This window comes from Pseudanabaena mucicola FACHB-723, assembly GCF_014696385.1.
Classification (GTDB): domain Bacteria; phylum Cyanobacteriota; class Cyanobacteriia; order Pseudanabaenales; family Pseudanabaenaceae; genus Pseudanabaena.
The window spans coordinates 37,395-55,358 of the sequence record NZ_JACJQB010000024.1 but is presented as its reverse complement, the minus strand read 5'-3'; the positions used below and the strand labels follow the sequence as shown (position 1 = coordinate 55,358).

Sequence of the window (17,964 nt, the reverse complement as noted above, 5' to 3'; positions counted from 1 at the left end):
AGAGGTTCAATAATCTCCCACTCTTTATCGCTTAGGCTACTGCTATATCCCATGTTTGATCCCTTTCATTACTCTTCCTAAGATACCAAATGGGTTCTATAAAGCTTCTAGTGTGTGCTCAATGATATCGATAGCGTCAATCAGTTGCGTGCGAGATGGAATTGCAATTTTATGAATTGCATCATTGCCTAAATATCGATGTTCATTCAACCTCTCTGCTTGTTCTTGCGTAAGTATATTGCTTTCGTGCAAGCCAGCGATTTTACCATCTAAATTATTTGATAATTTTTTTCTATAAAACCATCTTTATCAAGCTTTGGATTACCATTTTTATCAAGCCTTATTACAGAGCCATTTTTAATATTTTTATCTAAACAGATAGATTCAATAGTTGCTCTTAAGCCTGCTGCACATAATAAGAAAGAATCATTATTGAAACAGTCTATGGTTTCTTTATATATTCGCATAATATTATCAGAAATATTGCTGAAATCTTTGACTTCTCTCACATCCTTAGCTCTTTTAGGGTAGAGATAAGAAGTTTTACCATCGCTATACTCATCCGCATGTTCGGAAAAATAACTTAAATGCCTGAATGAAACTAAATCACAACCTTTGCATTGAATAATTTGATAATTATCAGACCAAAATATCTCCCCTTCAACACTATTAGAGAATCTATAAACCTCAGAATTAGATGTATCTATAGACTGCAAAACAAGGTGATTAATTTCGTTATTACATTGAGAACAAAATATCTTCGATTTACTACCCTTGGTTTGATTCTCTACTAATTTCGATTTAATTTCACTCATTATATTCCTGCTGAAATCTACTTAATGAATTGTTGATTTTGGCTAGATTTCCAAATAGCTAGCTAGAATTTGCTTTATTTTTAGCAACTGGTTTGTGTCTATTTGCCCAAGACATTGGATCAACCTACGTTTATCAAAGGTCATCGGCTCGACACAAACAATGAAGCTATGGGTACTAAGTCCATTACTTGAATTAGGAGTCAAAGGCACAATCACGGGAAGTAAGCGATCGCTGGGATTTGCCGACGTGATGGGTAGTAAAGTTACTTTGCTCCGTTGATTAAAACTAGTACCAGAGATAATTACCGCAGGTCGAGTTTTACGAATCTCTGTGCCAATGGAAGGCTCAAAATTTACTAGCCAGATACTTCCCAATCGATAATTGCTGCTTGCTGCCACGCTTCATCCTCATCATTTGACAGATCGTTTAATTGATCAAGTAATAAACAAGCCTCAACCATTGCCTGTTGTTCTTGTTGTTTGCGCCATGTTTGCAGCAGTTTTTCAACAAGTTGACTACGATTGTCTACGCGATCGTCAACGTAATGAACTAGCTCATCTGGAAGAGAAATAGATATTTTCATGACCCTTATGCTACTCATGATGCTACTCACGGTAGCACAAAATTTAAAAATTGATGATGTGTTATATAGCTACCGCCACTTGTATAAGGAAAAATTAAACCCCAAGAAGCGAGTTGCGGCGCTTCTGGTTCTGTGTCCTAACAAGATTGGCGACAGCTATAAATATCAGCTCACAAAAAAAAGAGAAGCAAACATTGTTTGCTTCTCTTTTTTGGTTAGTGATTATTGAACAATCACTTTGCCTTGCATACCAGCGCCACGGTGAGGAGAGCAGTAGTAAGAGAACTCACCAACTTCATTGAAGGTTGACTCTAGCTCAGCCTTGGGCTTTTGTGCCAATTTTTTGTGAGAAAGCTCATCATGACCATCAAATACGATGTTGTGAGGGAAAGCTTTGTTGTTAACCCATTTGACAGTGTCGCCAGCCTTGATGGTGACTACTTTAGGATCAAATACTAGCTGACCACCATCAGAACCCATCTTAACGGTGACGGTATCTGCTGCCGCAGGAGCAGCGGTCATAAATAAGCTGCCAACCACAAACAAAAGGCTAGCAAGTGCCAAACCTAGCTTTTTCGCAAAAGAAGAAATATTCATAAATTAACTACCGACTAAAATTCAACTTGACTTGCACTAACTCGACTCGACTCGAATTAAAGCAACTAAAACACGTTAGGGAAAAGCTAAGGAAATTTAGCTTTTGTGGGAGCTAAATATAACGTATGACTAGTACGCTACATTATTTGCTTAATAGTATATCTTTCCGCCGCCCCAGCCGATACCTTTGACTTTAGGTTCGTAGAGGATGTAACCAGCAATGAGCTTGAGGTCATTGTCGGTGAGTCCACGCATGGTGGGGAAAATATCGGTACTCTTGAGGCTAGGGTGAACGTCATAAATTTCGGTTACGCCGTCATAGGTGGTTGGTTTCTTCATAAAATCAACCAAGCCTAGAATATTGTTACGGACAGGATTTGCACCAGCCAAGGATTCGGGGGAGAGGTTCACGTTAGGATTGGTGAAGGTTGCACCGCCGAGGTGACAAGTTGCACAGGCATTAGAAAATAATTTTTTACCCTTGGCAATGTCTTTTTGGGTCAAGACAATATTGGTGGTTTCGTTGAGGGGAACGGTACGCAGCTCGATGGGGATGTCAGCAGCGCTGACGCTGGGGGTAAAAAGCTGAAATGCAATCATGACGAATGCGATCGCAGCCGCTAAATATTTAGCTAAATATTTAAAAGGATTTTTGTTCATAATTACGGACGTAACTTAATTTATCTAAGTTTATCTAAAAGAATTTAACCTAATCTCAAAGATTTATTGCGAGTTTGCGATCGCAGTTAATCTTTGAAGTATTTAGATTTTGGGTGGAGGGGTTTGAGAATTTTGGGCTTCCGATGCCATGATTACGGCTTTTGCATCTTCCAAAGCAAGCTTGGTTTCTGCATCTTGGTACGCGATCCCCAGCCGATCGCACAGTTGAAACACCGCCTCAAGGCTGAGTTTGTAATCTTCAGCGATCTCTGCGATCGAATAATCAGCAAAGCCCATAACGATACTCGTATCTAGTTAATTCTAAAGATGTTTGTGCTATTTTCTCATGCAAAGGCAAGACAAAACCCAAAAAGTCAAGGTGTGTCAGCGAATTAGATAATAAACCCACTAGTTAAAGAGTGAACAGAAATGACGGACGCTGCTGCTAATAATTCCCCTGATCAATCTGTTAGTTCCCCTGAGCCAATTTCCCCTTCTGCCGCAAAAAACGATTTTCTTGCTGTTACACAGTCGTCGCCTGAAGTGATCATCAATCGCGAAATTGCGATCGCAGGAACTGCCGACTTTTCGCAAGTTAAGAAAATCCTTGTGCAATTACCCGATGATGTTGCGGTGAATGTCGTGACCGACGCAACTAAGGGGACTTGGCAAGCCAACATTGCGGCGGGTTTGCCCAAGCCTTCGGCAACATTTTTGCGGGTAAAGGCTTTGGGTGACAATGATCAGCTTTTGACGGAGGTGATTGTCAATATTTTAGTGAAGCAGCCCGATATTGCCCTTGTTACCAAGCAAGTCACCCGTTTTAAAGCTAGCCCTGCGGATTCGGCGACACTACCACCCGATGGCAAGGTCGATGTACCTGCGGGACAAACCCTAGAGTTGTTGCGTTATGGTGCAGTGGATGGTCATATCAAGGTGTTGCTCAAAACTGCGATCGCACCCGTGGGACAGTTTGGCTATTTTTATGCGCCCCATGTGGATTTAATTGCGCCAATCACCCTCACCATCAAGCAAGACACTGTGTTTAAGCTCTCCACTGCCTCATCAATGGCTTTGGCGAGCAATCAAAAAGTATCAGTAAAGGCGGGGACAAAATTAGAACTTGATGGTGACTATGAAATCATCGATAACCATGTCAAGATCAAGCTGAATAAGCCCCTTGCGCCCGTGGGACAGGTTGGTTACCTGTTTCTGCCCCATGTGGAATTAGCGAAATTAGGGGAATCGATTGATTTTTCTAAACCTGTGGAAGTGGGCGATATTCCGATTAAAGGTGCGATTGCCACGGTTTTGACTGACACCTTTTTGAAAGTGTCGGCACTAGATGCCAGTAACCTCTCCAACTCCCAGAAAATTTTGGTGAAAGCAGGAACGACCTATCAAATTACAGGCTATGCGACGGTAAACGGACATTTTCGGGTCAAATTCCCAACTGCGATCGCGCCTGTGGGGACGGTGGGCTTTTTCTATTGGCAGCATGTCAGCATTACCAAAAATGGCAAGGCAATCGTCCATGACCCCGATATGAAAATCATTAATGTCAAACAAAAAACCGTATTTAAAAAACGACCCCTCGATTCGCGTCAACTATCTGCAAGTGAGGTTGTGCCTCTCGCCGCAGGCGATATCTTTGGTGTTGATAGCTATAGCCTGACTGATTTACATTTTCAAGTCACCTTAAATGAGGAGCTACCCCCCATCGGCAAAACAGGATTTGTATTTGCGGGGCATGTCAACCTCAATCAAGGGAATAAGCCCATTGAAATTACGCCCAAACGCAAAGTGTTAGGCGTTCCCTACTTCTCCCAACTCGATAACCCTCGTGATCCTTTCGTGACTTGCAATGTCACCTCAATCGCCATGGTCTTGGCTTTTCACGGATTGCGATCGCGAAATCCTCGCCAACAATTAGAGGATGAACTGTATCAATGGGTAATTGATCGTTATGGCAGGCAAGCAAGAACCGATAACTCAGTTTTACAAGAGCTTTACCGCGCCTACGGTTTTGGCGGAAACTTCAGCACCGCCCGCACATGGGCGCAAATCAAACAGGAAATAATGGCAAATCGTCCCGTCGTGATTGGTGGCTACTTTACCCATGGCGGACATATTGTTTGCGTGATTGGTTTTGATGAGTATGGCTACATCGTCCATGATCCCTACGGTAATGCCCTCACAGGCTATAGCCAGACTGAGGGTAAGGGTTTGCGCTATCCGTATATATACATGCGTGATATGTGTGGTGTCGATGGCGATGTTTGGGCACATTTCATTATGCCCCGTTAATTAAAAGGAGTCGCGAAGCGACTCCTTTTAATTAAGTGATTAAATTAGGTGATTAAGCGATCGCAGAGCCATCAATGACATCTTGCCAACGTCCATTGCCCACCGCACGGATGGCTTCAGGTAATTGAATTGCACCTGTGTAAATGGATTTCCCAACAATTGCACCCTTAACCCCGACCGATTCCAGTGCTAATAGATTTAGTAAATCCGTAATCGAACTAATCCCACCAGAGGCAATTACTGGTACATCAACATTTTCCGCAAGTTGGCGCAATGCTTCTATATTTGGCCCCTGCATCGTGCCATCGCGATGAATATCGGTGTAAATGATCCCTGCAATGCCCACGGAAGTCATGCGCTTAGCGAGATCTACCGCCATTACCTCCGATGTGGTGAGCCAGCCTCTAGTGGCAACTTTGCCATCACGGGCATCAATGCCGATCATGATTTGTTCGGGAAATTCGGCACAAATCTCGGCAATTAGTTGGGAGTTCTCGACGGCGGCTGTGCCTAAAATGACACGGCTGACACCAGAGTTCAATACCGACAAGATGCTATTGCGATCGCGTAAACCACCACCCATCTGCACCCGCATCGGAATGGAACGGGCGATCGCCTCAATGACCTTGAGGTTTTTGGGCTTGCCTTCTTTGGCTCCGTCCAAATCAACTACATGCAAATACTTTGCGCCTTGACTGTACCAGCGTTGGGCAACCTCTACAGGGTCTTCACCAAATACTTCCGATTGTTGATAATCCCCTTGATAGAGCCTAACGCAGCGTCCATCTAAAATATCAATTGCGGGAATTACATCCATAATTTTTACCTACGATCCCAGTAGCTTATTCTATCTAGATTTAGCGATCGCGGTATAGTACAAATCAAAGAAATCCAGTTTTGCTTCTAGTTATTCCTTGAGTTAACCCCATGAAATCGTCTACGCCGTCAGTTTCACAACAATTAATGTCTATTGGGATTTTCATTAGCATTGTTTTTTTGCTGATGGCAATTATTGCACCACTACTGCAAGCCATGGGAATTTTGAGTAGTCCTAGTGAATTTCTCAGTAATCCGATCCATGAGCCACCCTCATTACAACATTGGTTCGGCACAGATTTGCAAGGACATGATGTATTTACCAGAACCATTGCAGGGGCAGGTGTCGCATGGCAAGTTACCATCGCCTCGACCCTAATTAGTGTGGTGGTGGGTGTGCCATTGGGCATGATTAGCGGCTACAAAGGCGGCTGGCTCGATCGCATTTTGGTATTTCTGATGGATGCAATCTATACATTGCCCAGTTTATTACTCTCGCTCACGATCGCTTTTGTGGTTGGCGCGGGTGTTTGGAATGCAGCGATCGCCCTTAGTGTTGCCTATATCCCTCAGTATTTTCGGGTGATCCGCAACCAAACCGTGAGTACCAAAACTGAAGTTTATATCGAGGCGGCTCAAGCACTTGGTGCGGATACGAAAACGATCCTCATCAAGTATCTCGCGCCCAACGTCATCCAAAGCCTACCCGTAATTTTTACTCTCAACGCCGCCGACGCAATTCTGACTCTGGCAGGTTTAGGCTTTTTAGGTCTAGGTATTCCCGAAGATGTCCCTGAATGGGGACACGATCTTAAGCAAGCTTTAGATGCACTCTCGACTGGCGAAAATATCTGGTGGACAACCATTTTTCCCGGTTTAGCGATTACGCTAATGACTATCGGTTTATCACTAGTCGGTGAAGGCTTGACTCAGAGGTTTAGTAGTAAGAAAGAAACTAATGCTTAGGAAAATTAGGCGATTCCCACCCCACGAGGCAAAAATACTTTACCCAAAACTTAATGCGAGCGCAGATTATTTGTAAACATCTAAGATGGCGGAATTATAATATTTTTAGTCAAGTTTGATTGAGATCAACACAATGGATCTATTAACTCCAACTAAAAAACGAGATTTGTATAATAGCGACTTTTTGGCTTGGGTGGAAGAAACCGTAGGATTTTTGCGATCTCATCAATGGCAAGACCTAGATATAGAAAACCTAATAGAGGAAATAGCAGACTTGGGCAAAAGTCAACAACATGCCTTGCAAAGTTCACTGAGATTGATATTAATGCACTTACTCAAATGGAAATATCAAAGCGAGCGGCAAAGTCATAGCTGGAAGATCACCATCAATCGCGAAAGATTGAACATTGATGAATACTTAGAAGCAAGCCCAAGTTTGCGAAGATTGCTTAGTGACAGCGAGTGGATAAACAAAACCTATCAACGCGCTCGGCGGGAGGCAATGGTAGAGACAAACTTAGCATTGGCAACTTTTCCAGTCTCTTGCCCTTTTAATATTCTAGAAATACTAGATTTAGACTTCTATCCTCAACCTGACTAGCTCAAGCTATGGCAGACAAGACATCACGCATTAACATCCCCAGAGAAAAGCTTAAACATTGATCTGCGGTTTCGGAGATTGTTTAGTGATTAGGCAAAGCGCGATCGCAGATAATTTTAAGACGGTCTTTGTAAAGCTGCACATTTTGTCGCTCTGATGCGTCGCTCTGAGCGCGGATCGACTTTGAGATTGATAGTTTGATGTTTCTTGCAATCGACTAAAGGAAATTGAGTTTGCCAATTGTTGATGATGTGGAAATAATTTTCGGCATCTTCTAAACAGTATTCATAGATTTCATTGAGAATTGTTTCATACCCCCGTTCCTTTCGTAATACCTTAATTCCATTCCGAAATACATAATATCCTTTAATTCTTTTATAGATAGGAATTTCTAAATAGGCAAATAAATTATTCAATCCCTGATTAAGATCACTTCGCTGAATAATTCTTTGTAAATCGAGAATTTTAATACTTTCCACTTTAGGAATAAAATCTAGAGCCTCAATTCTTTGGCGCAGACAAAACATATCACTAGTCGATAGTCCATAACCGATGAAGTATTTGCCCTGTAAGCTATGTAAGTCGTTCAAGATATCTTGAATAATTCTTTTCTCTTGGGTACTCGACTCGATAAATTGAATTTTGATGTACTGCTCATTGCTACCTTCGAGAATCCGAGTCAGGGTATAGCCAAATATCTTTTGAATAGTTCCATTTCTCTGAAAATCACGACACCATTCTAAGTCTAAAAATACTAGATCATAGATTGAGCCATCGTAAAAGTTGTTGAGATGCCGACTTGGAAGCTTGAGTTCCCTTTTGTACATAAAATTGTGCTTGAAGGTGGACAAGGAGAACGGCGAGCAAATTTATAGAGCTATTTGATTTGCCAAAATGCTGTACCTGTACATCGTAACTTTAATATTCAGCTTGCGATCGCAAATTTAACGATCACTTCGTTAAGAAAGATTAGAGATGATACTTATTATCGAGATAGCTCTTTAGGTTTAAATTTCAAAATTAAATCCGTTTCGTTTAAGCTGTGAGTATTTATTCTCATCAAATTGATACAGCTTAGCGGCGCGGTGGGCGACATTCTGCTCGACCGTTCCCGTATCGATTAGCAAGTCCATGCTCAATATTTTTTTACGAAAATTGCGCTTATCAAGGGGACGATCGAGTACAGTTTCGTAAAGTTTTTGCAACTGGGAAAGAGTGAATTTTTTGGGCAATAGTTCAAATCCAAGCGGTTCATAGCGAATTTTGCTCCGCAGGCGGGTGATCGCAGTTTGCAAAATCTGGTTATGGTCAAAGGCTAGTTGCGGAATTGTAGAAAGTGGAAACCAGTCAGCTTCACGGGCATCAGTGGCGGCTTGAATTTTCTGATCGACAAGATTAATTAGGGCGTAATAGGCAACCGTAACCGTGCGATCGCGAGGGTCGCGCCCCAAATCACCAAAAGTATATAACTGCTCCAAATAAACATCTTGTATGCCTGTTTCCTCTTGTAGTTCCCGTAAAGCTGCCTGTTCTAAAGTCTCGTCCATCCGCACAAATCCCCCAGGGATTGCCCATTGTCCTTGAAATGGTGAAATATCGCGTTTAATTAGCATAATTTTCAGATCTAGCTCTGCATCGAGTCCAAAAACGATACAGTCAACAGTGAGGGCAGGACGGGGATAGTTGTAGTTGTAGGTCATAGGTTTTCATGTATGCAAAGTTTCTGAATAGCAGAAACTTTGCAATTAGGGATTGACATAGTGTAAAAATAACACTATAGTAGTTTGTGTAGTTTATACACTATATCGCGATGCAAGGACAAGTAAATATTCTCGCTAGCATTTGTGATACGCGATCGCAAAAAAATTCTGACTCCCGTGATCAGGATTTAGTAAATCAATTTGCAAATCAATTTGAATACGCAAGCGGTGCGATCATCGGGCGGAATCATGTTCTTGCTAGCAAAAACAATCAGGATGCCTATCAGATTGAGATCAACGATAAATTCATTGCCGCAGTGGTGTGTGATGGCTGCGGTAGTGGCAAGCACAGCGAGGTAGGTGCAAAACTCGGTGCGCGGATAGTGGTTGCTGCGATCGTAAATTTATTTAACCCAAACTCAGACATCTCTGATCCTGAATTTTGGCAAGTTCTGAAAACAAATTTGTTGCAGAATCTAAAGCAATTCGTTGAGATCATCAATGGTGATGCAGCGTCGGCGATGGAATTTGTGAATGACTATTTGTTATTTACAATAATCGGTGCATTAATCACCCCTAGTGAAACAGTCACTTTTTCTCTGGGTGATGGTGCAATCGCCATCAATGGAAAACTTACACAAATTCCTGCTTATCCTAATAACGCTCCTCCTTATCTCGCCTACGGTTTATATCAACCTGAAGCAATTAATTTTGAAATTCGCGATTATTTACCGACATCAGCACTAGATTCGCTTCTAATTGCCACTGATGGAATTGATGATTTGATTGCAGTTGAAGATATCGCTCAATTTTGGCAGGAAGACCGCTACTTCAAAAATCCCGATGCCATCAGACGTAAGTTAGCGATGCTTAATCGTGAGGAAGTAAAGCCTGATTGGTCTCGAAAAGAGTTAACAAAGCGATCGGGGGTACTTTCGGATGATACGAGTTTGGTGGTGTTGAGAAGGCTTTTAGCTGTTAGCGATTAGCGATTAGCTTTTAGTTCATAAAAATTTTAACCAATTACCAATTACTCAAATAGCTAGCAGCTAACAGCTAATAGCCAAAACTCAACAAAAAAGGAGAAAAACTATGTTAGGCGCAATTGTCGGTGATGTCGTCGGTTCTATTTATGAGTTTAATAATCATTGTTCAAAAGACTTCCCTCTTTTTGGTGGAGCATGTGATTTTACGGATGATACGGTTTTGACTGTGGCGGTGGCTGATTGCTTGATGAATCAAGGTAATTATGCAGAATACATCAAAAACTATGCTCGTAAATATCCCAATCGCGGCTATGGTGGGCGATTCGCTCAATGGATCAGATTTGAAAGTATAGAACCATACAATAGCTGGGGTAATGGCTCCGCGATGCGAGTTAGTTCAATTGGATTTGTCTATGATGATTGGGATACGGTCATGAATGAAGCTAAGCGATCGGCGGAAGTCACCCATAATCATCCTGAAGGAATTAAGGGAGCGCAAGCAACGGCTGTCGCGATTTATCTGGCGCGAACGGGTCAGAGTAAGGAACAGATTAAATCTGCGATCGCAAAATCTTTTAACTATGACCTGAATCGCACTGTTGATGAAATTCGACCCGTTTACAAATTTAACGAATCCTGCCAAGAAACTGTTCCTGAAGCAATTATCGCTTTTCTTGAATCAACGGATTTTGAAGATGCGATTCGGAATGCGATTTCTCTGGGTGGTGATAGCGATACCCTCGCTTGCATCACAGGCGGCATTGCGGAAGCCTTTTATGGTGGTGTTCCTGAAGATATCGCAGCTAAAGCTTTGAGCTATCTCGATAACAATATGCGTGCAGTTGTGGAGAAATTTTATGGAAGTCTATCTCAATCAAAAGCGAATTAAGCTTAATCCTAAAAATGCGATCGGCAAAGGTGGCGAAGCAGATGTCTATGACTTAAAGAATGGTCAGGTTCTTAAACTATTCAAAACTGCCGATCATCCTGATTACCAAATGCTTCCCCGAGAGCAACAGGCAGCAATGGCAAGAGTCGCATTGCATCAGCAAAAACTGCGGGTTTTCCCTCAAAATTTGCCAACTAGAGTAATCAAGCCTGAAACTTTGGCGACGGATAAGCAAGGAGTGAATATTCTTGGCTATGCAATGCCTTTTTTGCAGAATACGGGGACCTTATTGAAATATAGCGATCGCAATTATCGCCAAACTAACGCCATCTCACAGCAGTCTGTAACCAATTTATTTAAGGACTTACATGAATCGGTTCTCCAAATTCATCACGCAAATGTGACGATTGGCGACTTCAATGATTTGAATTTACTGATTGCTCAAAATCAAGTTTATTTAATTGATGCCGATTCCTTTCAATTTGGACAGTTTCCCTGTCAGGTATTTACGGCAAGGTTTGTTGATCCGATACTTTGCGATCGCAATGCCAATCAACCAATTCTCACCAGCCCCCATAATCCCGAATCCGATTGGTATGCCTTCACCGTGATGTTGATGCAGAGCCTCCTCTACGTCGATCCCTATGGCGGCGTATATAAGCCGAAATCTCAAGCGCCCCAAATACCACACAGTGCCAGACCACTGCAAAGAATTACGATTTTTCATCCTGATGTCCGCTATCCTAAACCCGCAATTCCTTACCAAGTTCTATCCGATGATTTATTGCAACATTTCCATAACTGCTTTGAGAAAGACTGGCGTGGAGATTTCCCCAAGCCATTGCTCGAATCAATGCGTTGGACAAAATGTAATCAATGTGGAATCGAACATTTAAGAACTACTTGCCCAATTTGCAGACCTTTAATCGCGTTTCCCCTCTCTACCTCTGGGAGAGGGGCAGGGGGTGAGGGCAACCCCTGTAAAGTTATTCATATATTCCAAACCGAAGGCGTAATTCTGCAAGTCGCTTTACAAAACAATTCTCTCTATTATCTCTATCACGTTAACCACGAATTCAAACGTAAAGATAATACAGTTTTATTATCAGGAGAACTCGATGCTAATACTCAATTCGCTATCTTTGGTAAGTCCACAATCGTTACCAAGCAAGGTAAAGCAATTACTCTCACGCAAGAACAACCACCGCAAGCGATCGCCGCCGAGCTAATCCGAGCTAATTCCTTCTCGCGTTATTGGATTGATCAAGGTCAATTATTCCGCGATGGCAATCTAGGTAATGAATATATTGGCAATATTCTCGAAGGACAAACGCAATTCTGGATTGGTGAGACTTTCGGCTTCGGCTTCTATCGGGCAGGTGCAATCAGTGTCGCTTTTACCTTTGATGCTAAACGTGCTGGGATTTGCGATCGCACAAATATCCCCCCAATTCAAGGAGAACTCATTGATGCAAATTGTATCTTTAGCGATCATCTCTGCTGGTTTTTTACCATCACCCAAGAGCAAGGTAAAATCATCCATCGAGTGTCTGCATTGCGTCCAACTGGTGAGCTAGTGGCAACTCTCACAGGTCAAAAAGGTGATATTCCGTGGTTAACGAATTTGCATGGTCATTTTGCGATCGCAAATTGGCTATTCGTTCCCACCGATGAAGGTATCGCTAGAGTTGAGGTAAACAATGGACAGATTATGATTACGAAAACCTTTTCCGAAACTGAACCTTATGTTGATAGTGGCTGTTCTCTCATTGTTGGTTCACAGGGAATTTATGTAATTCATTCCCAAAAGATTTTGCAGTTGCAATTAGCTTAAATACTAGGAGACTAAAAAAATGACTACTCAAATTCAAACCCAACTTCCTATTCCTGCATTTTTCGATCGCCACATGGTCGGATCAGTCTGGCGCGTTCCTTACCAAGATCGTGCTAACCAAGCCGAAGCATGGGCTAAACAACATGGTATTACGCCTGCCGCAAAGGATCGTAAGAAAATTTGTTTGATGGCGATCGATGTGCAGAATACCTTTTGTATTCCTGACCATGAGCTATTTGTCGGTGGGCGGTCTGGGACTGGTGCGATCGAAGACAATGTGCGGCTGTGCGAGTTTATCTATCGTAACTTGCACCACATCAGCGAGATTGCGCCCACGATGGATACTCACACTGCCATGCAGATTTTCCATCCCATCTTTTGGGTGAATGATGCAGGTGAACATCCCATTCCTAATGCTACTTCCATTACTTTAGAAGATGTGCAGCAGGGTAAGTGGAAAGTAAATCCTGCGATCGCCTATAGTCTCGCTAAAGGTAACTACATGGCAATCCAGCGTCACGCATTGCACTATGTGCAGAAGCTTAGCGATGAAGGTAAGTTTCCCTTAACAGTATGGGCATATCACTCCATGCTCGGCGGTATCGGTCACGCGCTAGTTTCTTCCGTCGAGGAAGCGATGTTCTTTCACAATATTGCAAGGCACAGTCAGACTAACTTTGAGATTAAAGGCGGCAATCCTCTCACCGAAAATTATTCCGTATTGCGTCCTGAAGTCATGGATGGAGCCGATGGTAGACCGATCGCGCAGAAGAATACACGCTTCTTGCAAAGGTTACTGGAATTTGATGCCGTGATCATTGCAGGACAAGCTAAGAGCCATTGTGTCGCATGGACAATTCAAGATTTGCTCAGCGAGATTTTGGCGCACGATCCTAAACTTGCCAAGAAAGTCTATCTGCTGGAAGATTGCACTTCGCCTGTGGTGGTTCCGAATGTCGTCGATTACACCGATCAAGCCGATGCCGCATTTAAGAGATTTGCTGATGCGGGTATGCACTTGGTCAAATCCACTGATGCGATGGAAACTTGGACAGATCTCAATCTTGCTTAAACTGACAGCTAATACGAGGTAAATCCCATGATCAGCATCAATTTGGACTATGAAACAGAAAAATATCTCATAGCAATTCTTGCGAAAGAAAATACCACCAGTTCAGAATTGATTGAACGTTTGCTACGAGAATATTTGGAAACTATTCAATCGAAAAAAGGATTTTTTGAGCGCCTGTTATCTTCATAATTATTCCCTCCCGTAGGGGCATAGCATTTCCACCACAACTCCCTAATTTTTAGATAATCTCAATTTGGGAATGCTATGCCCTAAACCTCACAACGCAGGGACAATTTATTCGTGAAAAGCAGAGAGGGTTGAGCATTTGCGAATTGAAATTTCTGTGATGTGTTCAAAATTGTGGCGCAAATGCTCAACCCCTACAGATCTACAAATCAAATTCATATCACCAATCACCATGACTAACATCAACGATCTCTTTCAATCTGCTTTAGATGATGGAACCCTTTCCAATGAATCTTTACAAGCACTTACCGTTTATGACCTCGGCGCACAAATCCAAGCAGGGCTTGGCATTCATGTTGATGATGTGATGGCTAGTGAAGTTGTACTAGTGACAATTATGCCCGATGACTCTGGCTCGATTCAGTACGCTGGTAATGCTCAGGCAGTGCGTGGTGGACACAACTCCGTAATTGATGCTTTAGCCTCTTCGCAGCAGCAGGATAACATTCTCATTCACAATCGTTACTTGAATGGAAATATTCTTTATCCCTACTGCCCGATCGCACAGGCAATCAGAATGGATGGCAAAAACTACAACCCCAATCAAGGTACACCGCTCTATGATCAAACGGTGGTGCTATTGGGAACAGTTTTAGCTAAGGCTCAAGAATTCTCGGATAATGGTGTGCCAGTGCGTACCGTGACGCTGATTATTACCGACGGTGATGATTGCCATTCGCTGCGCCATGGGGCAAAAGATGTAGCTGCGATCGCCCATGATATGTTGCGGATGGAAAATCATGTAATTGCGGCGATGGGCATTGATGATGGTTCGACGGATTTTCGTCAAGTTTTTAAAGAAATGGGCATTCGGGATGAATGGATTCTCACGCCTGCGAACAGTGATGGCGAAATTCGTAAGGCTTTCCAAGTATTCTCACAGTCGGCGATGCGGGCAAGTCAGAGTGCTGCTAACTTTAACTCTTTGGGCGGATTTGGTAATTAAGCATCAAGTAAGGCGATGCAAAGCGTCGCCTTACTTGACATTTGATGAAAGCTGATCAGCTAGCCCAATCAAAGCTGACTCTAATTGGGATGATAATTCTATCTTGCCCGATCTCAAATGGAGATCGCGCTGTGGAAAAGGGATTTCGATTTGATTTTGGTTAAGAACTTCATAGATTAAAAAATATAAATCACTTTTGAGTAAAAACTGTTTGTCTGGTTCTGCTGTCCAAACTAACAATTCAAAATCTAAGGAACTATCTCCAAACCCTTTAAACAATAAGCTGGGATCAGGAGATGCTAATACTTTAGGATGACTTCTCGCAGCTTCTATTAACACTGTTCGTACATGTTGGGGATCAGAGCCATAGGCAACGCCCAAGGGTAAATGTAGCCGCGAGATAGGATTGCTATGACTCCAATTAATTACTTCGCTATCGAGAAATCGCGAATTCGGCACAATAATAGAAACGCGATCTAAGGTGCGAATCTCTGTACTTCTTGCCCCAATTCTTTCTACAGTTCCATGTAAATCTCCCACCTCGATAAAATCTCCGACTTGAATCGGGCGCTCAAACACCAGAATTAAGCCACTGCCAAAGTTTTTGGCAATATTCTGTAAGCCAATACCTAAACCAATACTCAGCGCACTAGCCAAAATTGTGAGCGAGCTTAGGTCTAGCCCCCAAATTTGCAATAAAACCAATGTGCCAATAAAGATTAAGGTGTACTGAACGATTACGGCGATCGCTTCCTGTGCGCCACGATTCAGCCCCGCAATGCTCAGTACACGATCTTTAAAGATATCGATAATTGCTCTAACCAGAAGGATTAAGCCAAATAGCAATGCACCTAAAATCGATAGATTGATGATTGAATAGGAGCTTTTACCAAGGGTCAAGATTGGAGAATTAAAACTAGCTCCTAAGAGATCACGAATTTGTTGACTGATAGCACGGGATTCGGTAAAGAGATCGGCAATATAGAGAATGGCAGCAATCCAAATGGATATACGAGCAATCGATACAAGCACTGTCAAAAATATATCGAGTCCTTTGGTAATCGACTCACGTTCTGTACCTGCTAAATTTTGTTTGAGTGCGCGTGATAAGTACCGCCGCAACATTCCCAAACCCCAAGCAATGGCGATCGTACCGACGATAATTACAATTGATAAAATGATCATTTTGTCGCTATATTTGCTATTTTTCAGAATCGAGCGTAAGAGTGTTTTCTAGCAACAAAGACTGTTGAGGAATACCGATCGCAATTCCCTCTTGCTCCATCACCAACTTGAGGCGGCGGCGAAATTCTCTGGCAACAGCCCATTGCTGTAAAGGTTGGGTTTTAATCCAAGTCCGAATCAACATGCCTGAGTGTTGTAAATCATCAATGCCAAGGACTTCAGGTGGTTCAATAATTTTCGCTCGCCAAATCTGCTCTTGATAAATCTCTTGCGCTAATTTTCGTAGGATATCTAAAGCATGATCGGGGTTAGTGTCATAGGCAACCCGAATGCTTAAATCTACTCTCGCCCAGTCCTTTGATAGATTTTGGACGATGGTAATGGAACTATTGGGAATGGTAATTAACTGCCCCTCATTGTTACGGATTTGGGTGATGCGGAGATTCATATTTTCAACGAGTCCACCTAATTCACCCAAGACAATCACATCACCGACCGCATATTGATCTTCAAAAATGATCAGAAATCCATTAATTACGTCCTTGATTAAACCCTGTGCGGCAAAGGAAATCGCTAAACCGACAATCCCTGCACCAGCTAGTAGTGGCACTAGGTCAAAGCCGATCGCCGCGAGAATGGCTAGGGTGGCTAAGCCGACTAATACGATATCGGTGACATTTTTGAGGACTCGTGAAACCGTCGATACCCGCAAATCTAGTCTTTGATAGGGCTTTAACATCGCAAAATCTCGCGCCTTGAGAAATCCTGAAAAGCGATCGATTAATAAATTGCTAACCCGAATTAATAAATATGTCCCAAAGGCGATCGCAACAACTTGTAGTGGTGTCGATAGCAAGAAAGCTTGTAACCAACGACTATAGGGAAATAGTCCTAAAATGATAAATCCGCCGCCACCTAAAATGATCAGATAGGCGATTTGTAATACCCTGCGTTGTAAGTCCCTCAGATTAGCGCGTTGTTTTTGATGTAGTTGCTTTTCCAAATCCACCACAGGCACAGCATCAAGGTAGGGCGGTGCGTCTTCTTGAATTTGCGACTCGATATTTTCCTGTTGCGCCTTCAAACGCCTTTTCCAGCGACTAATCAGGTGCATTCCGATAAACATTGCGATCGCAATTCCTGCCGCAATCAAACCCCGATTAATTAAAAATGGGGGTTGGCGCTCCTGTTTGGCTCTGAGCAAAGCATCACGGAGAATCTGAGTTAATTGAGTAGCCCAACCTTGAGGATCTCGCCCTTGCAGTTGAGCATCCATATTCGTCACTGTCATCAAATAGCGATCATTAATGGAGATCACAGGTTGATTGCTTTGCTGATCAATGCTGGTCGTAACTTGCAGGGTATTGGCATCAAAATTACTATTGGCGAAGTAATGCAGCTCATCTTCAATGCCCTTAACTCTTTGTTCTAGGGGGAAGCGCTGATTAGTTGTCGGCGCAGCCAAAATAAATAACTGATAGCCATCCAGACTGACCGCTGCATGGTCAATCGTGTCTACTTTGCTATTATTGGTGCTGTTATTGTTTGTGACCAACCAATTAAATCTTAAAAGTTCCGCTTGCCCCCAAGCACTTTGATTGCTTGCCAGCAAGAGCGTCATGGCGATCGCGGTGATTACTAATAAAATTTTGGACAAAGCCGTTTTTAGCCGCTTTTTTCCAAAAAACTGCTTTGTGCGATCGTAACGGTTAAGCATAATTGATTTTTACAGACTGCTATTTACAAATTATCCAGTGCAA

At 42.6% G+C, this 17,964-nt stretch carries 21 protein-coding genes; 9 read left to right on the top strand and 12 right to left on the bottom strand.

What is annotated here, in order from left to right; genetic code table 11:
* Positions 1–96: 96 nt before the first annotated feature.
* The 7 genes from H6F41_RS19380 to H6F41_RS12240 all read right to left on the bottom strand — a co-directional run bounded on the left by H6F41_RS19380 (position 97) and on the right by H6F41_RS12240 (position 2,953).
* A complete protein-coding gene (locus H6F41_RS19380) occupies positions 97–252 on the bottom strand; it encodes a hypothetical protein (RefSeq protein ID WP_190403765.1) in 156 nt (51 codons plus the stop codon).
* A 17-nt stretch (positions 253–269) separates the two neighbouring features.
* Positions 270–815 (bottom strand): hypothetical protein, encoded by a 546-nt coding sequence (locus H6F41_RS12265; RefSeq protein ID WP_190403764.1) that lies wholly within the window; start codon positions 813–815, stop codon positions 270–272.
* Between the two features lie 42 nt (positions 816–857).
* On the bottom strand, positions 858–1,214 hold the full coding sequence (locus H6F41_RS12260) for a type II toxin-antitoxin system PemK/MazF family toxin (protein WP_190403763.1): 357 nt from the start codon (positions 1,212–1,214) through the stop codon (positions 858–860).
* Positions 1,172–1,399 (bottom strand): ribbon-helix-helix domain-containing protein, encoded by a 228-nt coding sequence (locus tag H6F41_RS12255; RefSeq protein ID WP_190403762.1) that lies wholly within the window; start codon positions 1,397–1,399, stop codon positions 1,172–1,174. The genes H6F41_RS12260 and H6F41_RS12255 overlap by 43 nt, the downstream gene beginning before the upstream one ends.
* A gap of 222 nt (positions 1,400–1,621) precedes the next feature.
* Positions 1,622–1,996 carry a plastocyanin gene (gene petE / locus H6F41_RS12250; RefSeq protein ID WP_190403761.1) on the bottom strand — a complete coding sequence of 125 codons (375 nt, stop codon included), beginning with the start codon at positions 1,994–1,996 and terminating at the stop codon, positions 1,622–1,624.
* A gap of 150 nt (positions 1,997–2,146) precedes the next feature.
* Positions 2,147–2,656, bottom strand: a complete 510-nt coding sequence (gene psbV, locus H6F41_RS12245) for a photosystem II cytochrome c-550 (protein ID WP_190403760.1) — start codon at positions 2,654–2,656, stop codon at positions 2,147–2,149.
* Between the two features lie 102 nt (positions 2,657–2,758).
* Positions 2,759–2,953 carry a translation initiation factor IF-2 gene (locus tag H6F41_RS12240; protein WP_190403759.1) on the bottom strand — a complete coding sequence of 65 codons (195 nt, stop codon included), beginning with the start codon at positions 2,951–2,953 and terminating at the stop codon, positions 2,759–2,761.
* Between the two features lie 132 nt (positions 2,954–3,085).
* On the opposite strand from H6F41_RS12240, the gene H6F41_RS12235 reads away from it, so the two are divergent.
* Positions 3,086–4,963 carry a C39 family peptidase gene (locus H6F41_RS12235; protein ID WP_190403758.1) on the top strand — a complete coding sequence of 626 codons (1,878 nt, stop codon included), beginning with the start codon at positions 3,086–3,088 and terminating at the stop codon, positions 4,961–4,963.
* A 52-nt stretch (positions 4,964–5,015) separates the two neighbouring features.
* Here the strand turns inward: H6F41_RS12235 and hisA are convergent, their stop codons facing one another.
* Positions 5,016–5,780, bottom strand: coding sequence for a 1-(5-phosphoribosyl)-5-[(5-phosphoribosylamino)methylideneamino]imidazole-4-carboxamide isomerase (hisA, locus tag H6F41_RS12230; RefSeq protein ID WP_190403757.1), 765 nt, complete (start codon positions 5,778–5,780; stop codon positions 5,016–5,018).
* A 110-nt stretch (positions 5,781–5,890) separates the two neighbouring features.
* Between hisA and H6F41_RS12225 the strand changes: the two genes are divergently transcribed.
* Together H6F41_RS12225 and H6F41_RS12220 are read left to right on the top strand one after the other, a co-directional pair.
* Complete coding sequence (locus H6F41_RS12225; RefSeq protein ID WP_190403756.1) at positions 5,891–6,745, top strand: ABC transporter permease; 855 nt, start codon at positions 5,891–5,893, stop codon at positions 6,743–6,745.
* 133 nt (positions 6,746–6,878) lie between these two features.
* A complete protein-coding gene (locus tag H6F41_RS12220; protein ID WP_190403755.1) occupies positions 6,879–7,346 on the top strand; it encodes a DUF29 domain-containing protein in 468 nt (155 codons plus the stop codon).
* Between the two features lie 116 nt (positions 7,347–7,462).
* On the opposite strand, the gene H6F41_RS12215 is transcribed toward H6F41_RS12220, so the two are convergent.
* Both H6F41_RS12215 and H6F41_RS12210 read right to left on the bottom strand, forming a co-directional pair.
* The gene (locus H6F41_RS12215; RefSeq protein ID WP_190403754.1) at positions 7,463–8,173 is read right to left on the bottom strand and encodes a ribonuclease H-like domain-containing protein; all 711 of its coding nucleotides are present in this window, start codon (positions 8,171–8,173) and stop codon (positions 7,463–7,465) included.
* Between the two features lie 180 nt (positions 8,174–8,353).
* The gene (locus H6F41_RS12210; protein ID WP_190403753.1) at positions 8,354–9,046 is read right to left on the bottom strand and encodes an NUDIX hydrolase; all 693 of its coding nucleotides are present in this window, start codon (positions 9,044–9,046) and stop codon (positions 8,354–8,356) included.
* Positions 9,047–9,156: 110 nt separating this feature from the next.
* On the opposite strand from H6F41_RS12210, the gene H6F41_RS12205 reads away from it, so the two are divergent.
* The 6 genes from H6F41_RS12205 (at position 9,157) to H6F41_RS12180 (ending at position 15,019) form a co-directional block, all read left to right on the top strand.
* Positions 9,157–10,035 (top strand): protein phosphatase 2C domain-containing protein, encoded by an 879-nt coding sequence (locus H6F41_RS12205; protein WP_190403752.1) that lies wholly within the window; start codon positions 9,157–9,159, stop codon positions 10,033–10,035.
* Positions 10,036–10,138: 103 nt separating this feature from the next.
* Positions 10,139–10,921, top strand: coding sequence for an ADP-ribosylglycohydrolase family protein (locus H6F41_RS12200; protein ID WP_190403751.1), 783 nt, complete (start codon positions 10,139–10,141; stop codon positions 10,919–10,921).
* The gene (locus H6F41_RS12195; RefSeq protein ID WP_190403750.1) at positions 10,890–12,755 is read left to right on the top strand and encodes a hypothetical protein; all 1,866 of its coding nucleotides are present in this window, start codon (positions 10,890–10,892) and stop codon (positions 12,753–12,755) included. Before H6F41_RS12200 ends, H6F41_RS12195 begins: the two co-directional genes overlap by 32 nt.
* A 19-nt stretch (positions 12,756–12,774) precedes the next feature.
* Positions 12,775–13,827 carry a cysteine hydrolase family protein gene (locus H6F41_RS12190; RefSeq protein ID WP_190403749.1) on the top strand — a complete coding sequence of 351 codons (1,053 nt, stop codon included), beginning with the start codon at positions 12,775–12,777 and terminating at the stop codon, positions 13,825–13,827.
* A gap of 27 nt (positions 13,828–13,854) precedes the next feature.
* On the top strand, positions 13,855–14,016 hold the full coding sequence (locus tag H6F41_RS12185) for a hypothetical protein (protein WP_190403748.1): 162 nt from the start codon (positions 13,855–13,857) through the stop codon (positions 14,014–14,016).
* Between the two features lie 229 nt (positions 14,017–14,245).
* Entirely contained in the window at positions 14,246–15,019 is a 774-nt protein-coding gene (locus H6F41_RS12180) for a hypothetical protein (RefSeq protein ID WP_190403747.1), read from the top strand.
* A gap of 30 nt (positions 15,020–15,049) precedes the next feature.
* Here H6F41_RS12180 and H6F41_RS12175 read toward each other — a convergent pair whose 3' ends face one another.
* Positions 15,050–16,204 carry a mechanosensitive ion channel family protein gene (locus H6F41_RS12175; RefSeq protein ID WP_190403746.1) on the bottom strand — a complete coding sequence of 385 codons (1,155 nt, stop codon included), beginning with the start codon at positions 16,202–16,204 and terminating at the stop codon, positions 15,050–15,052.
* Positions 16,205–16,220: 16 nt separating this feature from the next.
* Positions 16,221–17,921, bottom strand: a complete 1,701-nt coding sequence (locus tag H6F41_RS12170) for a mechanosensitive ion channel family protein (protein ID WP_190403745.1) — start codon at positions 17,919–17,921, stop codon at positions 16,221–16,223.
* Positions 17,922–17,964 lie beyond the last annotated feature (43 nt).

What these genes read in the sequence shown, in the direction of transcription:
- H6F41_RS12265 (WP_190403764.1), bottom strand. Translation starts at nt 815, where the DNA reads ATGAGTGAAATTAAATCGAAATTAGTAGAGAATCAAACCAAGGGTAGT.
- H6F41_RS12255 (WP_190403762.1), bottom strand. Translation starts at nt 1,399, where the DNA reads ATGAAAATATCTATTTCTCTTCCAGATGAGCTAGTTCATTACGTTGAC.
- petE (WP_190403761.1), bottom strand. Translation starts at nt 1,996, where the DNA reads ATGAATATTTCTTCTTTTGCGAAAAAGCTAGGTTTGGCACTTGCTAGC.
- psbV (WP_190403760.1), bottom strand. Translation starts at nt 2,656, where the DNA reads ATGAACAAAAATCCTTTTAAATATTTAGCTAAATATTTAGCGGCTGCG.
- H6F41_RS12240 (WP_190403759.1), bottom strand. Translation starts at nt 2,953, where the DNA reads ATGGGCTTTGCTGATTATTCGATCGCAGAGATCGCTGAAGATTACAAA.
- H6F41_RS12235 (WP_190403758.1), top strand. Translation starts at nt 3,086, where the DNA reads ATGACGGACGCTGCTGCTAATAATTCCCCTGATCAATCTGTTAGTTCC.
- hisA (WP_190403757.1), bottom strand. Translation starts at nt 5,780, where the DNA reads ATGGATGTAATTCCCGCAATTGATATTTTAGATGGACGCTGCGTTAGG.
- H6F41_RS12225 (WP_190403756.1), top strand. Translation starts at nt 5,891, where the DNA reads ATGAAATCGTCTACGCCGTCAGTTTCACAACAATTAATGTCTATTGGG.
- H6F41_RS12220 (WP_190403755.1), top strand. Translation starts at nt 6,879, where the DNA reads ATGGATCTATTAACTCCAACTAAAAAACGAGATTTGTATAATAGCGAC.
- H6F41_RS12215 (WP_190403754.1), bottom strand. Translation starts at nt 8,173, where the DNA reads ATGTACAAAAGGGAACTCAAGCTTCCAAGTCGGCATCTCAACAACTTT.
- H6F41_RS12210 (WP_190403753.1), bottom strand. Translation starts at nt 9,046, where the DNA reads ATGACCTACAACTACAACTATCCCCGTCCTGCCCTCACTGTTGACTGT.
- H6F41_RS12205 (WP_190403752.1), top strand. Translation starts at nt 9,157, where the DNA reads ATGCAAGGACAAGTAAATATTCTCGCTAGCATTTGTGATACGCGATCG.
- H6F41_RS12200 (WP_190403751.1), top strand. Translation starts at nt 10,139, where the DNA reads ATGTTAGGCGCAATTGTCGGTGATGTCGTCGGTTCTATTTATGAGTTT.
- H6F41_RS12195 (WP_190403750.1), top strand. Translation starts at nt 10,890, where the DNA reads ATGGAAGTCTATCTCAATCAAAAGCGAATTAAGCTTAATCCTAAAAAT.
- H6F41_RS12190 (WP_190403749.1), top strand. Translation starts at nt 12,775, where the DNA reads ATGACTACTCAAATTCAAACCCAACTTCCTATTCCTGCATTTTTCGAT.
- H6F41_RS12185 (WP_190403748.1), top strand. Translation starts at nt 13,855, where the DNA reads ATGATCAGCATCAATTTGGACTATGAAACAGAAAAATATCTCATAGCA.
- H6F41_RS12180 (WP_190403747.1), top strand. Translation starts at nt 14,246, where the DNA reads ATGACTAACATCAACGATCTCTTTCAATCTGCTTTAGATGATGGAACC.
- H6F41_RS12175 (WP_190403746.1), bottom strand. Translation starts at nt 16,204, where the DNA reads ATGATCATTTTATCAATTGTAATTATCGTCGGTACGATCGCCATTGCT.
- H6F41_RS12170 (WP_190403745.1), bottom strand. Translation starts at nt 17,921, where the DNA reads ATGCTTAACCGTTACGATCGCACAAAGCAGTTTTTTGGAAAAAAGCGG.